The sequence below is a fragment of the Caulobacter sp. FV1ye6ST genome (assembly GCF_058681225.1).
Window position 1 is genome coordinate 583,869 of record NZ_CM178733.1, and the last position, 20,559, is coordinate 604,427.

A 20,559-nucleotide genomic window follows, 5' to 3' on the forward strand; every position below is an offset into this window, starting at 1 on the left:
TGGCCGGGCCAGCTAACCCCCCGCCATCGTTTCGCGATTATGTTGTATGACTATTGATGAGAACTCACGGCGCGCCTAGCCCATTTTATGGGGCTATCATTCAAGGTGGGGCTCAATGCGCACCTGATTACTCCGTCTAGATGAGCGCCCCAAGCCCGTCGCAATCGGTCGCGCACGTTCTGCCGCACTCGCGAACGGAATATTGCGTCGCAGCAAATCCCGGCTCATGATCACCGGTAAGCAAGGCCGCCAGAGCCGCCCCGGGAGCCCGCCATGTCCTCGACGCCGTACCAGCACGCGCCCGACCCGCCGTGGATCTTCCGCACCTATGCCGGCCATTCGACGGCGGAGAAGTCGAACGCCCTCTACCGGGCCAATCTGGCGCGGGGCCAGACGGGGCTGTCGGTGGCCTTCGACCTGCCCACCCAGACCGGCTACGACCCCGACCACATCCTGGCGCGAGGCGAGGTCGGCAAGGTCGGGGTGCCGATCAGCCATCTGGGCGACATGCGCCAGCTCTTCAGCGAGATCCCGCTGGAGAAGATGAACACCTCCATGACCATCAACGCCCCGGCCGCCTGGCTGCTGGCGATGTACGTGGCCCTGGCCGACGAGCAGGGGGCGGATCGGGCCTTGCTGCAGGGCACGACGCAGAATGATCTGATCAAGGAATATCTGTCGCGCGGCACCTACATCTTTCCGCCGGGTCCCAGCCTGCGGCTGATCGGCGACATGATCGCCTGGTGCTATCGCGAGGTTCCGAAATGGAACCCGATGAACGTCTGCAGCTACCACCTGCAGGAAGCAGGCGCGACGCCGGAGCAGGAGCTGGCCTTCGCCCTGGCCACCGCCATCTCGGTGCTGGACACGGTCAAGGCCGGCGGCCAGGTCCCCGACGAGGACTTCGAGATCGTCGCCTCGCGGATCAGCTTCTTCGTCAACGCCGGCGTGCGGTTCGTCACCGAGCTGTGCAAGATGCGGTCGTTCACCCGGCTGTGGGACCAGATCCTGCTGGAGCGTTACGGCGTGCAGGACAAGAAGGCCCGCCGCTTCCGCTACGGGGTGCAGGTCAACAGCCTGGGCCTGACCGAGCAGCAGCCCGAGAACAACGTCTACCGCATTCTCATCGAGGCCCTGGCCGTCACGCTCAGCAAGGACGCCCGTTGCCGGGCCTTGCAACTGCCGGCCTGGAACGAGGCCCTGGGCTTGCCGCGTCCGTTCGACCAGCAGTGGTCGCTGCGGCTGCAACAGGTGCTGGCCTACGAGACCGATCTGCTTGAATACGAAGACCTGTTCGACGGCTCCCACGTGGTCGAGGCCAAGGTCGCCGAGCTGAGCAAGGGCGCGCTGGAGCAGCTGGCCAAGATCGACGCCATGGGCGGGGCGCAAAACGCCATCGACTACATGAAGACCGAGCTGGTCGGCTCCAACGCCAAGCGGGTGCGCTCGGTCGAGACCGGTGACCTGACCGTGGTCGGCGTCAACCGCTGGACCGACACCGAGGTCTCGCCATTGTCGGCCGGGGAGGGCTCGATCGAGACCGTCGATCCGCGCCTGGAGGCCGATGTCGTCGTCCGCCTGAAGGCCTGGCGCGAGGCCCGCGACGACGACGCTGTGCAGGCGGCGCTCGCCGACCTGAAGGCCGCCGCCCGCGACGGCCGCAACGTCATGGAGCCCTCGATCGTCGCCGCCAAGGCCGGCGTCACCACCGGCGAATGGGCAGGGGCTCTCCGCGAAGTGTTCGGCGAATATCGCGGCCCGACCGGCGTGGCGATCGTGGTCTCCACGGGCGAGGCCGAGGATGTCGAGGCGGTGAAGGCCGAGGTCGAGCGGGTCTCGCGACTGCTGGGCCGCACGCTAACCTACCTGGTCGGCAAGCCGGGCCTGGATGGCCACTCCAACGGCGCCGAGCAGATCGCCACCCGCGCCCGCGCCTGCGGCATGGAGGTGGTCTATGACGGCATCCGCTCGACGCCGGAAGAGATCGTCCGCCGCGCCAAGGAGAGCCGCGCCCATGTGGTGGGCCTGTCGATCCTGTCGGGCTCGCACCTCGATCTGGTGCAAGAGGTCATCCGCGTGATGCGCGCCGAAGGCCTGGGCGACATCCCCGTGGTGGCCGGCGGCATCATCCCGCCCGAGGACGCCCTGATCCTAAAGCAGATGGGCGTGGCGCGGATCTACACGCCCAAGGACTTCCGGATCACCGAGATCATGGGCGACGTGGTGAAGCTGGTGGAAGCGACGGCGCTGGAGCGGGTCTAGCTCCGCCCCAGCCGCCACGCCGCCGCGAACCCCACCACGGCCAGCGGCAGGAACGCGCCGAACAGGATCAGGCCGTTGGTCGGGGCCAGCGCCAGGTCGACGCCGTGGCCGAAGCCGAGAACGTTGGCCATCGCGCCGGCGCCGGCCGAGCCCGCGGCGCCGCCGATCAGCTGGGCGGTGGGGACGGCGCCGGAGGCGGTGGCCTGTTCCTCGGCCGGGACGGCGCCGATGGCTCGGCGGGCGATGAAGGCGTGGCAGAGGCCAAAGCCGGCGCCCAGGAGGGCGAAGGCCAGGGCGATCTCGATCAAGGTACCGCGCGGCACGGCCCAGGCCGACAGGATCGCGCCCAGCAGGATCACCCCGGCCCCGAGGCGGACGAGTTGGCCGTCCTTGTCGGCCGGCGTGTGGCCGACCAGCATGGCGCACAGCGTCCAGCCGGCCGCGATGGCGCCGGTGACATAGCCGGCGGTCAGGGGCGAGGCGTGGTGGATGACCTGGATGAAGGCCGGGCCATAGACGGTGAAGCCGATCACGGCGGTCTCGCAGGCGAAGATAGTGAGCAGGCCAAGGCCGGTGGCCGAGCGGAGGTCGGCGGCTGTCCTCGGCAGCAGGCGGTCGTGGGTGCGGGCGTTGGCGGCCAGCATGGCGGCCATGCCGATGACGCCGCCGACCGCCAGGATGACGGCCGAACGGGGCGAGGCGACGACGCCCGCCGCGCCGATCAGGCTGACGCCGACGACCAACAGGAAGAGCTGCAGGCTGGGGATGCGGCTCTGACCTCTGTCGCTCCTTTCGGCCGGGAGCATGACCATGACCGCGCCGACGAAGAGGATAGCCTGGACCACGAACAGCCAGAACGCCCCCCGCCAGAAGCCGGCGGCGGCGAACAGGCCGCCCAGCAGCGGACCCAGCAGGGTCGCCGCGCCCCAGACGCCCGCCACGGCGCCATAGACGCGCGGCCACAGGCTTTCGGGGAAAAGAGCGGTGATGGCGACGTAGCACAGGGCGACCACGGCGCCCGCGCCCAGGCCCTGGATCAGCCGTCCCAGGATGAAGGTGATGAACTCCGGCGCCAGCGCGCTCATCGCGCAGCCGACGGCGTAGACCAGGCCAGTCAGGGCCGTGGCGGTGCGCAGGCCCAGCGCCATGGAGAGCTTGCCCGAGCACGCGCCGGCGACGATCGAACCGGTCAGATAGGCCGCCACCGACCAGCCGAAATATTGGTAGCCGCCGATTTCGTTGGCCACGCTGGGCATGATCGTCGCCGTCACCAGGGTGTCGGCCGCGTTCAGCCAGATGCCCAGGCACAGCAGGGCGAAGCGCGGCGCCAGGGTCTTGTCGACCAGGCGTCCAGAGGAGGCGGACGTGTTCATGCCCGGGCACATGGCCTTTTTCCGCGTCCTAGCCAAGCCCGGCGGCGCTCGGCGGTTGAACCCGTCGTGGAGCTTGTGCTTGGTGACGGCGTTAACCTTTTCCCTTGAGGTCCCGCCCCGCTCCATGCGTTACCGCGTTCCGCACAATCCACGCATCGAGCATGAAGTCCGTCATCGGGCGCGCCTGGCCCGCTACGCCGGCCTCGTCATCCTGTGGCTGATCGTGCTGCTGATGACATTCGTGGCCGAGCGGAGGATTCCCGACCAGCACCTGCCGTGGAAGCCGCTCAGCGTCGTTGATCCGGTGGGCCTGGCCACCCGGGTCAAGGCGGCGCGGGCCGGGGCCGATCCCAAGCTATGCCGAGGGATCATGGCCAAGGCCGGGGTGGTCTATGCCGAGGTCCCCGAGCGCACCGAGGGCGAGTTCTGCGAACTGCGCGACGCCGTCCAGCTGCGGTCGGGCCTGGCCAGGCTGGAGCCGGCCGAGGCCCCGCTGGCCTGCAAGGAGGCCCTGGCCTTGACCATCTGGGAGCGCCAGGTGGTGCAGCCAGCCGCCGACGAGTTGCTTGGCCAGGGCGTCGTGGGCATCGAGCACTTCGGCAGCTATGCCTGTCGGCGGATGTACGGCCAGAAGGATGGCCCGGTCAGCGAGCACGCCCGCGCCGACGCCATCGACATCGCCGGCTTCCGGCTGACCGACGGCCAGGTGATCAGCGTCGCCTCCGACTGGACCGATCCGGGGCCGCGCGGCCAGTTCCTGCGGCGGGTGCGCGACGGCGCCTGCCGGGTGTTCCTGACCACGCTGAGCCCGGACTACAACGCCGAGCACCGCGACCACTTCCACCTGGACATGAGCGGGTGGACGACGTGTTCGTGAGCTAGAGGGTGGCCGCCAGCGCCGCCAGCTGATCCGCGACGATCCCCCAGCCCTCGTGGAAGCCCATCTGCTCGTGGGCGGCCTTGTCTTCGGCGCTCCAGTGGCGGGCTACGGCGCGGTAACGGGTCTTGCCGTCGCCCAGGTCCTCGAAAGTGACGATGGCGACCATGAAGGGCTTGGCGGACGGCTTCCAGGTCTCGGTGAAGGCGTCGGTGAAAACGATCTTCTCGTTGGGGACTACCTCGAGATAGACGCCCGGCTGCGGCATGACCTCGCCATTGGGGCCGTTCATCTCGAGATAGGTGTTGCCGCCGGTGCGCACGTCCATGCGGACGTTGGATACGGTCCAGGGCTTGGGGCAGAACCACTGCGGCATCAGCTCCGGCGTGGTCCAGCACCTGTACAGCTTCTCGCGCGGCGCATCGATGATCCGTTCGAGGACCAATTCACGATCGGAAGGAAAATCGACGGTGTCGAGCGGCATCGAGCGTCTCCTGTGTCTTGCTGTTCTCGCCCCAAGGACGGCCGTGATCCAGTCGTCCCGACAGCGGTCGCGAAATATTCTCGAACCGCGCTGGGCGATCGGTTTCGACAAACGGCGGCGGGTTCGGCGGAGAGCCGGCGCGCGGAGGACGCGATATTGGCCTTCGACGGTCGGACGGTCCGACCTTGCCCAGGAAAAGACCATGACCCGCAAGCTCGCCGGCGCGCTCGCCGCCCTGACTGTCTCCGCGCTGTTCGCCTCGACCTCGGCCCACGCGGTCGAGCCTTTCCCCGCTGGCTTCAAGACCAGCGAGATCGTCGCCAACGGCACGACCCTTCACGTCCGCGTCGGCGGGACGGGTCCGGCGGTGGTGCTGCTGCACGGCTTCGCCGACACCGGTGACATGTGGGCGCCCGTCGCCACGGCCTTGGTCAAGACCCACACCGTGATCGTGCCTGACCTGCGCGGCATGGGCCTGTCGGCTCATCCGGCCGGCGGCTACGACAAGAAGACGCAGGGCCAGGACATCGCCGCGGTGATGGACGCCCTGAAGGTCCAGAAGGCCCAGTTGGTCACCCACGACATCGGCAACATGGTCGGCTACGCCCTGGCCGCCCAGCACCCCGACCGCGTCACCAAGTGGGTGGTGATCGACGCCCCGCTGCCGGGCATCGGCCCCTGGGACGAGATCCTGAAGCTGCCGATGCTGTGGCACTTCAACTTCCGCGGCCCGGACATGGAGCGCCTGGTTGCCGGCCGCGAGCGCATCTATCTGGACCGCTTCTACAACGAGCTGTCCTTCACGCCCGCCTCGATTACGGAACAAACCCGCCAGCACTACGCGGCGCTCTACGCCCGCCCCGGCGCGATGCACTCGGCCTTCGAGCAGTTCAAGGCCTTCACCCAGGACGCCGTCGACAACCAGGCCTTCGCCGCCAAGGGCAAGCTGCCCATGCCGGTGCTGGCGGTCGGCGCCGACCACTCGTTCGGCGAGCGCCAGGCCGAGGTGCTGCGCTTCGTGGCCAGCGACGTGACGGCCAAGGTGCTGCCGAACTCGGGCCATTGGGTGATGGAAGAGCAGCCCGCCGCGACCACGGCGATCATCACGGGCTTCCTGAACTAGCCTACGTCCGCGCCGATCCGAGATTTCATGGGTCGGCGCGGAACGACGATGACCGGGCGCCGTTGGCTCAGGACACAGACAGGAGCCACCGTCATGCCTGAACGCGAAGACGCCCCGGAACGCGAAGACGCCTACGACCCCAACAGTGTCGAGGTCGAACGCAATATCCAGCAGGGGGGCGGTGTCGGCGCCCGAGATCTGGCCCGCCAGGCCGAGCCTAGCGTTGTCGTCCCCGAGGACGCCGACGACGATGACGCGACCGCCGAGCCCATCGGCCGCGCCCACCCGCACGAATAACCACAGGCGCGCCACCGCTTGACCGTTTGAAGCGTCCGCCGCAGTGTGGTGGAAATTCAAACAAATGTTTGGGGTGGCGCGCCATGAACCTCTTCGATCTGTCCGGCAAGGTTGCGATCATCACCGGATCCTCGCGCGGCATCGGTAAGGCGATCGCCGAAAGGATGGCCGAGCACGGGGCCAAGGTGGTGATCTCCTCGCGCAAGCTTGCGCCCTGCGAAGAGGTCGCCGCCGCCCTCAACGCCAAACACGGTCCGGGGACGGCCATCGCGGTCCCGGCCAATATCGCCTCGAAAGAGGATCTTCAGCACCTCGTCGACGAGACCCGGAAGGTCTTCGGACAGGTCGACATCTGCGTCTGCAACGCCGCCAGCAATCCCTATTACGGTCCGTTGGCCGGGATTAGCGACGATCAGTTCCGCAAGATCCTGGACAACAACATCATCAGCAATCACTGGCTGATCGGCATGGTCGCGCCGGAGATGCGCGAGCGGAAGGACGGCGCGATCATCATCGTCTCGTCCATTGGCGGCCTGCGCGGCAACGCCATCATCGGGGCCTATAACATCTCCAAGGCCGCCGACTTCCAGCTGGCGCGCAACCTCGCCCACGAGTTCGGGCCGGACAATGTGCGGGTCAACTGCATCGCGCCGGGTCTGATCAAGACCGACTTCGCCCGGGCGCTGTGGCAGAACCCCGAGACCTTGAAGCGCGCCACGACCGCCGTGCCGCTGCGCAGGATCGGCGAGCCGGACGAGTTGGCCGGCGCGGCGGTTTATCTCGCCTCCAAGGCCGGCAGCTTCATGACCGGCCAGGCCCTGGTGGTGGACGGCGGAGCAACCATCTGATCGCGCACTCTGGGCGGGGCGACCCAAAAGCCGAGCAACCTGCACGGTCTGCTTAACTCCTCCTACATCTATCACATCGAGGGTGGCCGTAGTCTTCAGGGAACCAGACTTGCGGCGCCTACTAGTCTTTCTCGCCCTGATCGGGTCCCTTGTGGCCGGCGCCGCGCACGCGCAAGGAACCGCGCCCCTTGCTCAGCGCCTGGACGAGTTGGCGCAAGAGATCGGCGCGCATGAGGTCCGCAATCCTCCGCGCGACAACGAAGACATCGAACGGGCCGGCCGCCGCGCCCTGCGGGAGCGCGGCGAGGAACGGCTCTACGGCCTCTGGCGCGTGCTCTACGCCTACAAGAGCAACCAGATCGAGGGCCGCTTTGACGCCTGGACCAAGCTGGCCCGCGAGGCCGCGGCCCGCGACCACGACACCCAGCTCGCCACGCTGGTCGATCTGGAAGCCCTGGCCTACCGCCATGAGACCCACGGGTTCCGCGCCTTCACCGAGGGTGACTGGCGCGAATATCTAAGCCAATCCGGCCCAGACATTCGGGTTATGGCCGGCGTGGAGCGCGTGCGGCATCTGGGGCAGACGCGGCGCTGGGCCGAAGCCGCGCGTCTGGCCGCCGATCTGCAGGTCGATATCGAGCGGCGCGGCCGCGTCGCCGAGCCGGTGCTGGCCGAGCTGCATCAGGTGCACAGCTACACGCTGTCCGACATCGGCGACAAGGAAGGCGCCCTTGACCACATGGCCCAGGCCGTGCGTCTGGACGAGCGCGACGCTTTCCACATCCGCAAGATCGAGCGGATCTACGACATCGCCTACACGGCCGCCGACCTGGGCGAGCTGGGCGCGGCGCGGCGCATGGCCGACCTGCACCACCGGATGGTCATGGCCGATCGCGACAAGGACCTGCTGACCTGGGACCGGCACCTGTGCGCCCGTATCGCCCTGCTGCTGAACCAGCCGCGCAAGGTGCTGGCGTGTCTCAGCGGCGCCCAGGCCGAGCTGGACAACCCCACTCGCCGGCTTCAAGTCATCATGCTGGGCCAACGCGCTCAGGCTCTGGCCCAGCTGGGCATGGCCGCCACGGCCCGCGCCGACCTGGAGCGGCTGAAGACCGTTCCGACCGTGCTGACCCAGCGCGATCCGAGCACCGAGGCGCTGGTCCAGGCCTATATCGACCAGGCCGAAGGCCGCGGCGACCTGGCTTTTCGCGAGCTGGACGCCTGGCGGCGCGCCAATAGCGCGGAGACCGAGCAGGCCCATGCGCGCAGCGTCACCGAGATATCCTCGGCCCTCGACAGCGAACTGCGCGCCAAGCGCGACGAGAGCCGCCGCCTGACCGAAGAGGTGCGGCTGAGCCGCAGCCTAGCGCGGGCGTCGGTGGTCATCGCGCTCCTGCTGGGCGTGCTGGTCGCGGGCGGCGTCGCCTGGGCTTTCCACCAGCGCCGCGCCTCGGGCCGCCTGAAGGGCGCCCAGGAACATGCCGAGGCCGCCAGCAAGGCCAAGTCGGCTTTCCTGGCGGTCATGAGCCACGAGCTGCGTACGCCGCTGAACGGCATGCTGGGCCTGACCCAGGCCTTGCGCGCCGGGACCCTGACGCCGGAGCAGCGCGAGCAGGTCGACCTGATCATGGACAGCGGCGACACGCTGCTGGTCCTGCTGAACGACATTCTCGACCTCTCCAAGATCGAGGCCGGCAAGCTGGAGATCGCGCCCACGGTCGGCGATCTGGTCCAGACCTGCGCCCGCCTGGTCGGCGGCTATCAGCCGACGGCCCGCGAGAAGGGCGTGGCCTTGACCTTCGCCCTGGAGAGCGAGGCCCCGGGGCCGCTGATGTTCGACGGCGTGCGCGTGCGGCAGTGCCTGACCAACCTGGTCTCCAACGCCCTGAAGTTCACCGCGAATGGCAAGGTCGAGGTGGCCCTGGCCTGCTATCCCGAGGAGGCGGGCCGGGTCCGGGTGCGGCTGCGCGTGGCCGACACCGGCATCGGCATGAACGCGTCCACGGTCGCCAAGCTATTCCGCCCCTTCGTCCAGGCCGACGCCTCGACCACCCGAAACTTCGGCGGCACGGGCCTGGGCCTCAACATCACCCGCCGCCTCGTCGAGATGATGCGCGGTGAAATCCGCGTCGAGAGCGAGGAGGGCCGGGGGTCGATCTTCACGATCGAGATGCTGGTCGACGCCGCCGACGCCTCGGAGCTGCCGGCCCACGCGGGCGAGGCCCGCGATGAGGACGTCCCGTTCGCCGCCCTGCACGGCCGCCGCGTGCTGGTGGTCGACGACCATCCCGTCAATCGCCGGGTCATCCGCCTGTTCCTCGAGCCGTTCGAGTGCGAGCTGGTCGAGGCCGGGAACGGCCAGGAGGCGCTGGACGCCTTGGAAAGCGCGCCCGTCGACGTGGTGTTGATGGACGTCAACATGCCGGTGATGGACGGGCTGGAGGCCACGCGGCGCCTGCGGGTGGATCCTCGGTTCATGCGGCTGCCGGTGATCGCGCTGACGGCCGACGTGATGTCGGCCCAGATCAAGACGTGTCTTGAAGCGGGCTGTGACGCGCATGTCGCCAAGCCGATCGACCTTCGCAACCTGCTGTCCGTGATGGATACGTGCCTGGCGCGGGGCGTGGCGCGCGAGGTGATGGCCGGCCTGAGCGCGCTGTAGCCTATCGGCTTTGCGCGCTGAAAGACGCCCGCGCCGCCGCCAACCGTTCCATCGCCGCGTCCAGCGTCGCATCCGCCTTGGCGAAGCAGAGCCGCACCACGTCGCGCACCGGACTCTCGGCGAAGAAGGCCGAGACCGGGATCGCCGCGACTCCGAACTCGACGACGGTCCGCTCGCAGAAGGTCACATCGTCGACCGGGATCCCCGACGCCGTCAGGTCGACATTGAGGAAATAGGTCCCCTGGCTGTCCAGCACGACATAGCCCGCCGCGCGCAGGCCGGCGGTCAGGCGGTCGCGGGAGCGCTGCATCTCGGCGGGCATGTCGTCGAACCAGGCGCGATGGTTGTCGAGGCCCCAGGCCACGCCCGCCTGCAGGTTCGGTGGGGTGGTGAAGGTCAGGAACTGATGGGCGGCCGCCAGGGGCTTGATCAGGGCGGGCGCGGCCATCAGGAAGCCGACCTTCCAGCCGGTCATGCCGAACAGCTTGCCGGCCGAGCCGATCTTCACCGTCCGCTCGCGCATGCCGGGGAAGCTGATCAAGGGTCTGTGCCGACGGCCGTCGAACACCACCGCTTCCCAGACATCGTCGCAGACGGCGATCGCATCGTGCTTGACGCAGAACTCGGCCAGCAGGGCCAGGTCCTCGTCGGGCGTGACGATGGCGGCCGGGTTCAGCGGACTGTTCAGGACGACCATCCCGGTCTTGTCGCTGAACGCGGCCTCCAGCATCGCCCGGTCGAAGCGCCAGTGCGGCGGGGCCAGGCGGATCAGTTTCGGCGCGCCCCCCGCGCGGCGGACCAGCGGCAGATAGGCGTCGTAGAGCGGCTGGAACAGCACCACCTCGTCGCCGGGCGAGATCAGCGCCGTGAACGCCGCCGCCAAGGCCTCGGTGGCGCCGGAGGTGACGACGATCTCGCTTTCGGGATCCAGCGTCAGGTCCTGGGCGCGCGCATAGTGCCCGGCGACCGCGGCGCGCAGCTCGGGCAGGCCGCGCATCGGCGGATACTGGTTGGAACCCTCGATCAGCGCCCGCGCCGCCGCCTCGCGGACGGGCAGGGGGCCTTGGTCGTCGGGAAAGCCTTGGCCCAGATTGATCGCGCCGTGCTGGCGAGCCAGGGCGCTCATGCGCTCGAAGATGGTGGTGGGCAGGTTGTCGAAGATGGGGTGAACCATGCCTTTGCCTAACACGGCGCGGAAATTCTGAAACCCGGCGGCGACTCGCGCATTTTCATGGCTCAGCTTCCAAAGGAGGGCATCAGCATGCACGGCGTGGGTTTCATCGGAGCCATCATCATCGGGATCTTCGCCGGCTGGATCGCCGAGAAGATCATGAAGCGGGACCACGGCCTGCTGACCAACCTGATCGTCGGCCTGGTCGGCGCGCTGATCGGCGCGTTCCTGGCCGGAATGCTGGGCATCCACTTCTGGGGCTGGATCGGCAGCCTGCTGATATCGACCCTGGGCGCGATCCTGCTGCTTTGGCTGCTAGGCCTGATCAAGAAGTCCTAGGCTCTGCCTCGCCACGAAAAAGGCCGCCGTCCTTTCGGACGGCGGCCCAATCTTCGAAGGCTCGAAAAAGCCTACTCTTCCTTGACGCGACGCTTGCGGAACGACGGGTTCAGGATCTGCTTGCGCAGGCGGATGCTCTTCGGGGTCACCTCGACCAGCTCGTCTTCCTCGATATAGGCGATGGCCTGTTCGAGGGTCATGCGGCGCGGCGGGGTCAGGCGGATCGACTCGTCCTTGCCCGAGGCGCGGACGTTGGTCAGCTGCTTGGCCTTCATCGGGTTGACGTCGAGGTCGTCCTGACGGGCGTTCTCGCCGATGATCATGCCGAGGTAGCACTTCTCGTTGGCGCCGACGAACATCACGCCGCGCTCTTCCAGGTTCCACAGCGCGTAGGCCGCGGTTTCACCGTCCGAGTTCGAGATCAGCACGCCCTTGCGCTGCTGGTCGAAGGCGCCCTTGTACGGCTCGTAGTGGCTGAACACGCGGTTCAGCACGCCCGAACCGCGCGTGTCGGTCAGGAACTCGCCCTGATAGCCGATCAGCGAGCGCGAGGGGGCGACCAGCTGGATGCGGGTCTTGCCCGCGCCCGACGGGCCCATGTCCTTCAGCTCGGCCTTACGCAGCGACAGCTTCTCGATGACGATGCCCGAGAACTCGTCGTCGACGTCGATCATGACGTCTTCCATCGGCTCCATGCGCTTGCCGGTTTCCGGATCCGTCTGGAACACGACGCGCGGACGGCTGATCGACACCTCGAAGCCTTCGCGACGCATGTTCTCGATCAGGACGCCCAGTTGCAGTTCGCCGCGGCCCGACACCTCATAGGCGTCGCCTTCGGCCGTCTCGGTGACCTTGATGGCCACGTTCGATTCGGCTTCCTTCAGCAAGCGATCGCGGATGACGCGCGACTGGACCTTGTCGCCTTCGCGGCCGGCCAGCGGGCTGTCATTGACCGAGACGGTCATCGAGATGGTCGGCGGATCGATCGGCTGGGCCGGGAGGGCCTCGGTCACTTCCAGGGCGCACAGGGTGTCGGCGACGGTGGCCTTGCTCATGCCGGCGATGGCGACGATGTCACCGGCCTCGGCGCCTTCGTCGACCGGCGAACGCTTCAGGCCGCGGAAGGCCAGCACCTTGGTGATGCGGCCGCGCTCGATTTCCTTGCCGTTGCGGTCGAGGGCCTTGATGGCCATGCCCGGGATGGCCTTGCCGCTCTCGATGCGGCCGGTCAGCAGGCGGCCCAGGAACGGGTCGCTTTCGATCAGCACGTTCAGGATCTGGAACGGCTCGTCCGTCTTGGCGATCTGCTTCGGCTCCGGCACGTGGCGGACGATCAGGTCGAACAGTGGGGCCAGGTTGTCGTTGGGGACGTTCATGTCCAGCGTGGCCCAGCCGGCGCGGCCCGAGGCGTAGATGTGCGGGAAGTCCAGCTGCTCGTCCGTGGCGCCGATGGCGGCGAACAGGTCGAAGGCGGCGTTGTGGACGCGGTCCGGATCGGCGTGGGCGCGGTCGACCTTGTTGATGCAGAGGATCGGCTTCAGGCCCATCTTCAGCGCCTTGGTCAGCACGAACTTGGTCTGCGGCATGACGCCTTCTTCGGCGTCGACCAGCAGGACGCAGCCGTCGACCATGCCCAGGATCCGCTCGACTTCGCCGCCGAAGTCGGCGTGGCCGGGGGTGTCGATGATGTTGATGCGGGTTTCGCCCGCCTCACCGTTCCACAACACGCTGGTGCACTTGGCCAGAATGGTGATGCCGCGCTCGCGCTCCTGGTCGTTGGAGTCCATGGCGCGCTCGGTGGTGGCTTCGTTGGCGCGGAAGACGCCCGACTGGGCCAGCAGCTGATCGACGAGGGTGGTCTTGCCATGATCGACGTGCGCGATGATGGCGATATTTCGCATGGACATGGGAGCGGACGGACTTTCGGGAGGAATAGGAGATGACGCTGTGCGCGTCAGGCGCGCGGCTTTTACGCGACTGCGTCCGATTTATCCACCCCTCACCTTTGCAAAGACTTGTCGCAGGTAACCGGTGTCATCGGCAAAGCCTTATGCGGCTTGGGTTTGCGAGGTGTTCTCAGTCGAGACCGTTTCAAAGGCAACGAATTGTGCGGCGCAACATGCCTATATTTACAGCAGTTCGGAAGAGCGTCGTTCTGTGATCCTTACGGCGTAACGGGTTGCGCTATACCCCTGTCAAAAAATCGACATTAACGCCTACTTTTTTACTTGCCTGTTTTTGCGCCGCACCCTATAAACATTCCTGTGAGGCGGCGCTGTCGCCTCTGCCCTTCCTGGGCGTTTCCTCCCTAATGAACTGGCCCGGCGGTTTCGCCGGGCTTTTTTTTGGCCTGTGGCTCGGGAGGCGCGTCCGGCTCCCTGAAGCTCGATCCCGGTGCTGGGTCTCAAGTCGTTGCGCCGGGGCGTCAGTTCGCCGAAGCGCGATCACAGACCGCCGAAACGAAATCACCACCGGGCGTTCAACCCTTTCGTGCATTGTGCTAGCCTTCTCATCTGGCGGGAAGGCTGAATGCCGGGCCGCGCCGGATTCGCGGGGGCGAGCGGGTATGGGTGACGAGAAGACGGCGACGCGAGTCCGCGAGCCCGAAGCCGAAAGCATCGCCGGCAACGCCGTGGGCGACCAGCCGACGTCGGTCGATAGCCTGGGCTTCGCGCCCTATGTCGACGCCATAGCGCTTTTCCTCACCGCGCCGGCGACCAAACCCCCGTTCACGATTTCGATCGAGGGCGAGTGGGGAAGCGGCAAGTCGTCGTTCATGCTGCAGCTGGAAAACGCCATCGGTGGGCGCCGGATCAAGTCGCCGTTCCTGGAGCGGCTGCCCCGGTGGCTGGGCGGCCTGGGCGCCGCGGCGCGATCTGTCGGCGACACTCAGGACAAGCCGCTGTCCGTCCGCTTCAACGCCTGGCGCCACGACAAGCAGGACGCGCTCTGGGCGGCCTTCGCCCTGGCCTTCGTGAAGTCGCTGCGCGAGGAGGTTGGCCTTGTCCGCGCCTGGCGAGGAGACATGCTGCTGTTTCTGAAGCGGCTAAAGGGCCTGGGGGCGTGGATCGAAATCTTCCGCCTGCTGGCGTCGGTGCTGCTGTTGTTGGTCGGCGCCCTCGTGGTGTGGAACGTCGCCCACAACCACCCCGCGTGGCTGGGAAGCCTTTTCGGCTGGCTGCTGACGGGCGAGAAGGATTCGAAACTGGCCGAGCAGGGCCTGGGCCTTCTCGCCTCGACGGGGACGTTCGGCGCGACGGTGGCCCTTGGCCTGGCGGGCCTGCGCAAGGTCTATTCCTCGATCAAGCTGCCCCTCTCCCTGAAGCTGGAGAAGTACATCGCCAGGCCCGACTACGAGGGGCATGTCGCATTTATCGAGACCTTCCATCTCGACCTGAACCGGCTGATTGAAGTCTATGCCGGCGATCGGCGCGTGTTCATCTTCATCGACGACCTCGACCGCTGCGACGTGCCGCGCGCCGCCGATCTGATGCAGGCGATCAACCTGATGATCGGCGACGCCAAGAACCTGGTGTTCGTCATCGGGATGGATCGCGAAAAGGTCGCCGCCGGGATCGCCCAGAAATACAAGGATATCCTGCCCTTCCTTCGGGACAGCGCCCACTGGAAGCCGAACGACGAGAAAGACAACTATACGCCGCTGTACTTTGGCTACGGCTATCTGGAGAAGTTCATCCAGATCAGCTTCTCGCTGCCCATTGCGAACGAGAACGCGCTCGATAGCTTCTTCGCGGAAGAGCCCGCCACGGCGGCGCGACCGGTATGGAGCATGAGGCTCCGGGAGTATTGGGCGGCATGGTTCAGGGCGGTCTGGCCCCGGTCCGCGCCGCCAGCCGCCGAGGTCGCGTCCGACCCCGTCCAGCAAAGCGAGGTCGCGGTGGAAGCTCGGCGACGCAAGTTCCAGAGCAAGATGGAGCGGGATTCCGAGCGGATACGCGAGGTCGTGAAGCTCGTCAGCGGGGTGTTCGAACACAATCCGCGACGCATCAAGCAGTTCATCAGCACGTTCCGCCTCGCCCTCTACATCGCCAACGATCAGGGGTTGTTCGACAGCCCGGACGATCGCGAGCCCGACATCACGCCCGAACAGATCGGCAAGTGCGTCGCCTTGCTCCTGCGATTCCCCGATCTTCGCTTCGTGCTGGAGCAAGACCGGGCGCTGTTGGGCAAGCTCCAGGCCGCGGCTCTGGGCGATGTCGCCGCGCGTCCGGCGGCCTATCATTGGCTGGAGAAGCCCGGCGCGATCGAGCTGCTTACATCCAGGTGCCGCCCCGAGGAGGCTTCCGACGCCTACTCGCTCGCCAATTTCGATATCCGCCGGCTTTTCTCGGTGCTTCCCCGCGTGCCGCGACCGGCGGACCCCTCCGATCGGGTGATCGCCGCGTTCGCCGAGCTCGGCCGCCGCTACGAGGCCATTCGGGCGGATGAGCCCGCGAGCGCGGCGCGAACCCGCAAGATGACGGCCCTGGTCCATGAGGCCCTTGCGCTGGCGGGAAGGTTGTCCGCCTCCGACCTGGCGCTGGCGCTAAGCACGCCCGACGGCTCGGACGGCGCGCGCCTGATGCGGATCGTGTTGGCGTCGGTTGCTGTCAACGCGGCCAATCTCACATGGCTTCTGGGATACAATGGGACGTTCCGGACGCCCTTCGAGCACTACTGGTGCATCCGGGTGCTCACCGACTACGTGCCGGCGATGGACGAGGCGCAGCGCGCCCGGGTCAACGCCGATCTCGAGGCGCGGTGGGCGGCGATCGCCACGGATCGCGGTCGCGTGGCCATGGCGCGTCGCCTGTTGGATATGACGAGCCCCTCGCGGCCCGCCGCATCCGGCGGCGGCGGTCGCGTGGCCAATGCGAAACCGCCATCCTCCCAGGGTTCGAAGGGGGAAAGGGCAAACTCCGCGACCAAGACGCCCGCCCGGCCTGGAGCAAAGGTTCCAGCCGAGAAGAAGACGCCGCCGGCTTAGAGGCGCGGCGTGGGCGCTGTGAAGCGCGAGCGTTACTTCAAATCCGCCAGATCCATCCTCGCCAGCGCCCGGGTCAGCGTCTCGGCGTCGGCCGTCAGCCTCGCCAGGCCCTCGGTCGGCTCGCGCGTGGTCTCGTTCATGTAGAGCGCGCGATTGATCTCGATCTGCAGGGCGTGGGTGCGCCGGGCCGGGCGGCCATAGTGCTCGGTGGTGTAGCCGCCGGCATAGGGGGCGTTGCGGACGACGCGATAGCCCAGGGCCTCCAGTTCGCGCTCGACCAGCCCGGTCAGCTTGGGCGAGCAGGCCGCGCCGAAGCGGTCGCCCAGCACGATGTCGCAGGGGCCGCCGTTGCGGGTCCGCTGGCCGCGCGCGGCGGCGGCGGGCATCGAGTGCCAATCGATCAGGATCGCCGCCCCGTGCGCCGCCCGGGCCGCCGCCAGCTGGCGGTCCAGGGCGTCGTGATAGGGGCGGTGGGTCAGCTCCACCCGCGCGCTGGCCTCGGCGAAGGTCAGCTTGCGGGCGTAGATCGGCCGGCCCTCGCTGGCGATGCGGGGGATCGTGCCCAGCCCCGCCGCCACCCGGGCCGAGCGGCCCTGGGCGTAGTCGGGCAGGGCCTCGGCGTACATCGCCGGGTCCAGCTCCCAAGGCTCGCGATTGAGGTCGACATAGGCCCGGGCGAAGCGGGCGCGGATCACGCTGGCCCCCAGGGCCGGCGCCCCGTCGATGATGCGGTCGACGAAGGCGTCCTCCGAAGCGCGCAGCGTCTCGACCGGCAGGCGGGCGGCGGCGATCATGTCCTCGGGATAGATCCCGCCCGAATGGGGCGAGGCGAACACCAGGGCCGTCGGCGGCGGCGCTCCGGCCGGGGCGGCGCGTGTCACCTCGAACGCCGGAGCGCCGAACGTCTCGAACGGCGCCGTCGCCGCGTCATCGGTCGTGAGGGGCCGCCAAGCGCTCATGCCGCGCATCATCGAAGCCCTGCGGCGCCGGGTCAAACGACAAACATCCGCGCGGCGGTTCGTCCACAGCCGCGACACTTAGGTTCATCCCCGATTTACGCTCGGCGCGGTACAGTGCCCCTCCGATCGACGACTTTCCCTGGAACGTGACCTCATGGCCCGCATCCTCCTCGCCGAAGATGATGATTCCCTCCGCGGCTTCCTGGCCCGGGCGCTGGAGCGCGCCGGCTTCGAAGTTCAGGCCTGCGCGGATGGTGAGGAAGCCGTCCAGCACCTGGAACATCCCTGGGATCTGCTGCTGACCGACATCGTCATGCCGGGCATGGACGGCATCGAGGTGGCCCGCCAGGCCGCCGCGCGCGATCCGTCCCTGCGCATCATGTTCATCACCGGCTTCGCCGCCGTCGCGCTCTCGGCCCAGGACCGCGCACCGGCCGGCTCCAAGGTGCTGTCCAAGCCCGTCCACCTGCGCGACCTAGTCGCCGAGGTGGAAAAGATGATGGCGGCATAAGGGGTTAGCGGCCAGGCTCGAAAAAAGTCGGGTAAAAGTTCCTGGGCGGGTTGCGTACCGGCCAAGCCGCCGCTATACCCCCACACCTTCCCGGCCGGGACGTCTTTTCGAAGGCGCTTCGGATCGCTTCGGCGGACGCGTAGCTCAGCGGGAGAGCACCTCGTTGACATCGAGGGGGTCACAGGTTCAATCCCTGTCGCGTCCACCATTCCCTTCCAAGATATCGCGATCGTTGAAGCCCCGTTATCGGGCTGTCGATAACGCTCATCTGCTGCTGAGCGGCATGCGAAGCCCATGGCTGACGTAGCCAGCAACTCGGCCTTCGTCCGCCGGGCGCAAAATGCCTCCTGACAGGCCTGGGAACCCCGCGTCGTGACGCGCCGCCGTCGCGTGAGCCGCCCCGCCATGGGGATTCTCCCTGGCCACCCGCCTTCGCTCCGCCGACCCCCAGCAATTCCGAGAAACGCGCAGCCTCCTTTAGCTCAAGAGGGGAAAGCCGATCGCCGCGGTGATCGTCTCCCGGCCTAGGTCAGGAACGAGAACACCTTGTCGATCGGCCGTCGAGGAATGATCACCTCGATCAGATGGGTCTGGTTGCGAAACAACCGCGCCTGGATCTGGGCGCGATCATCGACGTCCTTTGCGTGCAGCTTGATCTGCCCCTTGGCCGAGTCGGCCTTGGAGTCGAAATACTTGATATTGCGGCCGATGGGCGCGGCGGAAATGCTGACCGCCAACTCATCGGCCTTGTCGTAGAAGACCTCCAGAAGATCCGTGTGGTCGATATAGAGACAGCGATAGGCCGAATGGCTGGAGTTGTTGTGCACCCCAGCCAGCACGTCACGGTGGAAGGTGACCATGCTTTTGCGGTTCCTGGCGGAGGGCTCGCCAAACTCCAGGAAGTAGTCTCCCACCAGATTGCCGTAGTCGTCGCGGACCATGACCACCAGTTGCAGGTAGCGATGGAAATGTTTGGGGCTGGGACGATCCAGGTCGCCGAACACCGCGTCGATCCGCTGCGGGTTCAGCGCCAGGTCGGCGGTGTCGTCGCTGATGGCCTGCCATTGGGCGGTGATCGCGGCGTATTCGTCGGGCGTTTCGCAACGCAGTGCCTGCAGGACAAGCTGTCCCAGTCGGGCGGCGTAGGGGGGGCGCGCCTGACCATCCTGTTCGGGATGGGTGATTTCGCTATGGTCGCGCTCGGGAAGGACCGCGAGGGGCGCGCGCGCCGCCAAGCGGCTCGGCCAGGGCGTCAGCGTCGGCGCGCTGCTGTTCTGGCTGAAGTCGATCGTCAGGCCGACCGCGTTGAGATCGGCCGCCGGCACCCGCACCGTGCCGTCGGATCCATCTTCATTGACGATCTGCTGGGGTCCGGAATCGTAGGCGCGCGTGCCGACGATCACGAAAGGCATGACGCCGCCCGGACCAAACGGGCCTGACGGATCGGCGCTGCCGGGAGGGGCCAGAATGTCCTCGCGCGCCAGATTCCACTGGTAGGGCGAAGCCAGTTCCAAGGCCTTGAGCATCTCCTCGCCGGTTTCGAGACGATTGCTCAGGCCCTTGGTCAGCCGCCCGATCATGCTCTTGCCGATGGCCGCGAGCTTGGATCCGAAATTGGCCGGCGCCAGCATGACGAGCCGTCGGACGAGCGGGCCTTGGCCGGCTCGGCGCCGGTCGAGCAGCCATTGGCGGGCCACAAGGGCGCCGGTGGAATGAACGACCAGATCGAAGGGCGTGGTGAGTTTGCCGGCCGTGATCAGGGCCCGGATCACGACATCCATGCGCTTGGCGACATCTTCCACGCGGACGTCGTCGTCCAGCGAGATGTAATTGCCCAGGAAGACGTCCTCGGTCGCGAAGCCGTTGGCGGTCAGAAACTCGCGCAGGGGCTTGAAGGAATCGCCCTTGTCGCTCCAGCCGTGCAGGACGGCGATGTTAGCCATGGTTGAAATCCCCAGAATTCCCCCATAACGTGTTAATCAAATAACGACGATATGCAAGAGGCTTCACCGCGGCGCGGCTTGGGCCGCTGCTCGGGGACTTTCATGGCGATCGAAGGGATGCGGGCGGCTCTTCGCGAGCCTGGCCTCCACGCGGGAGGCATGGCCGGCGGCTTGGGGCGTCGCGCCTATCAGGACTGGCTGGCGATGTGACGGACGGCGCGGCCCCCGCCGCTATCGGGCCGGCGCTGGCCCGCGTCGCGCTTGGCGACCGGGACTTTCACGAGAGCGGCGCGCCCCGTCCGGCGCCCGCGCCGAAGATGCTCGGCCAGGCTCCAGAACGCGCCGATCCGGCGGTTTAGATGGGCTCGCCGATGGGTTGGAAGCTGCCCGGGTCCAGCCCCTCGTCGACGCCCTTCACGTACAGGCCTTCGGCGTGATGGTGGTAGTCCTCGACCTCGTAGACCTGGCCCGAATAGACGCCCAGGTGCGGCAGGCTCATCCCGGTGCGCAGCAGCATGTCGCCCTGGCGGAAGATGCGTTCGCTCATGGTGGGTCCCTCCTGTGACGACGGAGGGTGCGGCGCCGAGGGCGCTCACGCCAAGACACGAGTTCGTCAGCTTCCGGCGCGGAACGCCTATGGGGGACGAGAGGCTCGCGCACCCGCTGGTTTTCCGCCTCCAGCACGGCCAGCCGTTCGCGCGGTGTAACGACTCACGGCGCTGT

Annotated in this window: 16 protein-coding genes and 1 tRNA gene; 10 read left to right on the forward strand and 7 right to left on the reverse strand. The window is 67.4% G+C overall.

Features of this window, described 5'->3' with window-relative positions; all coding sequences use genetic code 11:
* The first annotated feature begins 273 nt into the window (after positions 1-273).
* Positions 274-2,262 carry a methylmalonyl-CoA mutase family protein gene (locus tag ACW175_RS02815; protein WP_492103150.1) on the forward strand — a complete coding sequence of 663 codons (1,989 nt, stop codon included), beginning with the start codon at positions 274-276 and terminating at the stop codon, positions 2,260-2,262.
* Here the strand turns inward: ACW175_RS02815 and ACW175_RS02820 are convergent.
* Positions 2,259-3,635 (reverse strand): MFS transporter, encoded by a 1,377-nt coding sequence (locus ACW175_RS02820; protein WP_492103151.1) that lies wholly within the window; start codon positions 3,633-3,635, stop codon positions 2,259-2,261. The genes ACW175_RS02815 and ACW175_RS02820 overlap by 4 nt on opposite strands.
* 124 nt (positions 3,636-3,759) lie before the next feature.
* Here ACW175_RS02820 and ACW175_RS02825 point away from each other — a divergent pair, with 124 nt between their 5' ends.
* The gene (locus tag ACW175_RS02825) at positions 3,760-4,512 is read left to right on the forward strand and encodes an extensin-like domain-containing protein (protein ID WP_492103152.1); all 753 of its coding nucleotides are present in this window, start codon (positions 3,760-3,762) and stop codon (positions 4,510-4,512) included.
* Position 4,513: 1 nt separating this feature from the next.
* Here the strand turns inward: ACW175_RS02825 and ACW175_RS02830 are convergent, their stop codons facing one another.
* On the reverse strand, positions 4,514-4,996 hold the full coding sequence (locus tag ACW175_RS02830; RefSeq protein ID WP_492103153.1) for an SRPBCC family protein: 483 nt from the start codon (positions 4,994-4,996) through the stop codon (positions 4,514-4,516).
* 202 nt (positions 4,997-5,198) lie between these two features.
* Here ACW175_RS02830 and ACW175_RS02835 point away from each other — a divergent pair, with 202 nt between their 5' ends.
* The 4 genes from ACW175_RS02835 to ACW175_RS02850 all read left to right on the forward strand — a co-directional run bounded on the left by ACW175_RS02835 (position 5,199) and on the right by ACW175_RS02850 (position 9,926).
* Positions 5,199-6,119, forward strand: a complete 921-nt coding sequence (locus ACW175_RS02835; protein ID WP_492103154.1) for an alpha/beta fold hydrolase — start codon at positions 5,199-5,201, stop codon at positions 6,117-6,119.
* 93 nt (positions 6,120-6,212) lie between these two features.
* The gene (locus ACW175_RS02840; RefSeq protein WP_492103155.1) at positions 6,213-6,416 is read left to right on the forward strand and encodes a hypothetical protein; all 204 of its coding nucleotides are present in this window, start codon (positions 6,213-6,215) and stop codon (positions 6,414-6,416) included.
* A gap of 83 nt (positions 6,417-6,499) precedes the next feature.
* Complete coding sequence (locus ACW175_RS02845; protein WP_492103156.1) at positions 6,500-7,264, forward strand: SDR family oxidoreductase; 765 nt, start codon at positions 6,500-6,502, stop codon at positions 7,262-7,264.
* Between the two features lie 109 nt (positions 7,265-7,373).
* Entirely contained in the window at positions 7,374-9,926 is a 2,553-nt protein-coding gene (locus tag ACW175_RS02850; protein ID WP_492103157.1) for a hybrid sensor histidine kinase/response regulator, read from the forward strand.
* Position 9,927: 1 nt separating this feature from the next.
* Here ACW175_RS02850 and ACW175_RS02855 read toward each other — a convergent pair whose 3' ends face one another.
* Positions 9,928-11,100 (reverse strand): aminotransferase, encoded by a 1,173-nt coding sequence (locus ACW175_RS02855; protein ID WP_492103158.1) that lies wholly within the window; start codon positions 11,098-11,100, stop codon positions 9,928-9,930.
* An 87-nt stretch (positions 11,101-11,187) separates the two neighbouring features.
* Between ACW175_RS02855 and ACW175_RS02860 the strand changes: the two genes are divergently transcribed.
* A complete protein-coding gene (locus ACW175_RS02860) occupies positions 11,188-11,436 on the forward strand; it encodes a GlsB/YeaQ/YmgE family stress response membrane protein (RefSeq protein ID WP_492104884.1) in 249 nt (82 codons plus the stop codon).
* Positions 11,437-11,507: 71 nt separating this feature from the next.
* Here the strand turns inward: ACW175_RS02860 and typA are convergent, their stop codons facing one another.
* Positions 11,508-13,343, reverse strand: a complete 1,836-nt coding sequence (gene typA, locus ACW175_RS02865) for a translational GTPase TypA (protein WP_492103159.1) — start codon at positions 13,341-13,343, stop codon at positions 11,508-11,510.
* Between the two features lie 659 nt (positions 13,344-14,002).
* On the opposite strand from typA, the gene ACW175_RS02870 reads away from it, so the two are divergent.
* Complete coding sequence (locus ACW175_RS02870) at positions 14,003-16,423, forward strand: KAP family P-loop NTPase fold protein (RefSeq protein WP_492103160.1); 2,421 nt, start codon at positions 14,003-14,005, stop codon at positions 16,421-16,423.
* A gap of 32 nt (positions 16,424-16,455) precedes the next feature.
* On the opposite strand, the gene ACW175_RS02875 is transcribed toward ACW175_RS02870, so the two are convergent.
* On the reverse strand, positions 16,456-17,382 hold the full coding sequence (locus ACW175_RS02875) for an N-formylglutamate amidohydrolase (RefSeq protein WP_492103161.1): 927 nt from the start codon (positions 17,380-17,382) through the stop codon (positions 16,456-16,458).
* Positions 17,383-17,536: 154 nt separating this feature from the next.
* Here ACW175_RS02875 and cpdR point away from each other — a divergent pair, with 154 nt between their 5' ends.
* The gene (cpdR, locus tag ACW175_RS02880; protein WP_099575750.1) at positions 17,537-17,893 is read left to right on the forward strand and encodes a cell cycle two-component system response regulator CpdR; all 357 of its coding nucleotides are present in this window, start codon (positions 17,537-17,539) and stop codon (positions 17,891-17,893) included.
* 133 nt (positions 17,894-18,026) lie between these two features.
* Positions 18,027-18,101 (forward strand) — tRNA-Val (locus ACW175_RS02885).
* 316 nt (positions 18,102-18,417) lie between these two features.
* On the opposite strand, the gene ACW175_RS02890 is transcribed toward ACW175_RS02885, so the two are convergent.
* Both ACW175_RS02890 and ACW175_RS02895 read right to left on the reverse strand, forming a co-directional pair.
* Positions 18,418-19,836, reverse strand: coding sequence for an esterase/lipase family protein (locus ACW175_RS02890; RefSeq protein ID WP_492103162.1), 1,419 nt, complete (start codon positions 19,834-19,836; stop codon positions 18,418-18,420).
* A 355-nt stretch (positions 19,837-20,191) separates the two neighbouring features.
* Entirely contained in the window at positions 20,192-20,383 is a 192-nt protein-coding gene (locus ACW175_RS02895; RefSeq protein ID WP_099575751.1) for a hypothetical protein, read from the reverse strand.
* Positions 20,384-20,559 lie beyond the last annotated feature (176 nt).

Bases quoted from the DNA above. Each gene is read 5' to 3' on its own strand.
- ACW175_RS02815 (WP_492103150.1), top strand. From the start codon at position 274: ATGTCCTCGACGCCGTACCAGCACGCGCCCGACCCGCCGTGGATCTTC.
- ACW175_RS02820 (WP_492103151.1), bottom strand. From the start codon at position 3,635: ATGAACACGTCCGCCTCCTCTGGACGCCTGGTCGACAAGACCCTGGCG.
- ACW175_RS02825 (WP_492103152.1), top strand. From the start codon at position 3,760: ATGCGTTACCGCGTTCCGCACAATCCACGCATCGAGCATGAAGTCCGT.
- ACW175_RS02830 (WP_492103153.1), bottom strand. From the start codon at position 4,996: ATGCCGCTCGACACCGTCGATTTTCCTTCCGATCGTGAATTGGTCCTC.
- ACW175_RS02835 (WP_492103154.1), top strand. From the start codon at position 5,199: ATGACCCGCAAGCTCGCCGGCGCGCTCGCCGCCCTGACTGTCTCCGCG.
- ACW175_RS02840 (WP_492103155.1), top strand. From the start codon at position 6,213: ATGCCTGAACGCGAAGACGCCCCGGAACGCGAAGACGCCTACGACCCC.
- ACW175_RS02845 (WP_492103156.1), top strand. From the start codon at position 6,500: ATGAACCTCTTCGATCTGTCCGGCAAGGTTGCGATCATCACCGGATCC.
- ACW175_RS02855 (WP_492103158.1), bottom strand. From the start codon at position 11,100: ATGGTTCACCCCATCTTCGACAACCTGCCCACCACCATCTTCGAGCGC.
- ACW175_RS02860 (WP_492104884.1), top strand. From the start codon at position 11,188: ATGCACGGCGTGGGTTTCATCGGAGCCATCATCATCGGGATCTTCGCC.
- typA (WP_492103159.1), bottom strand. From the start codon at position 13,343: ATGTCCATGCGAAATATCGCCATCATCGCGCACGTCGATCATGGCAAG.
- ACW175_RS02870 (WP_492103160.1), top strand. From the start codon at position 14,003: ATGGGTGACGAGAAGACGGCGACGCGAGTCCGCGAGCCCGAAGCCGAA.
- ACW175_RS02875 (WP_492103161.1), bottom strand. From the start codon at position 17,382: ATGAGCGCTTGGCGGCCCCTCACGACCGATGACGCGGCGACGGCGCCG.
- cpdR (WP_099575750.1), top strand. From the start codon at position 17,537: ATGGCCCGCATCCTCCTCGCCGAAGATGATGATTCCCTCCGCGGCTTC.
- ACW175_RS02890 (WP_492103162.1), bottom strand. From the start codon at position 19,836: ATGGCTAACATCGCCGTCCTGCACGGCTGGAGCGACAAGGGCGATTCC.
- ACW175_RS02895 (WP_099575751.1), bottom strand. From the start codon at position 20,383: ATGAGCGAACGCATCTTCCGCCAGGGCGACATGCTGCTGCGCACCGGG.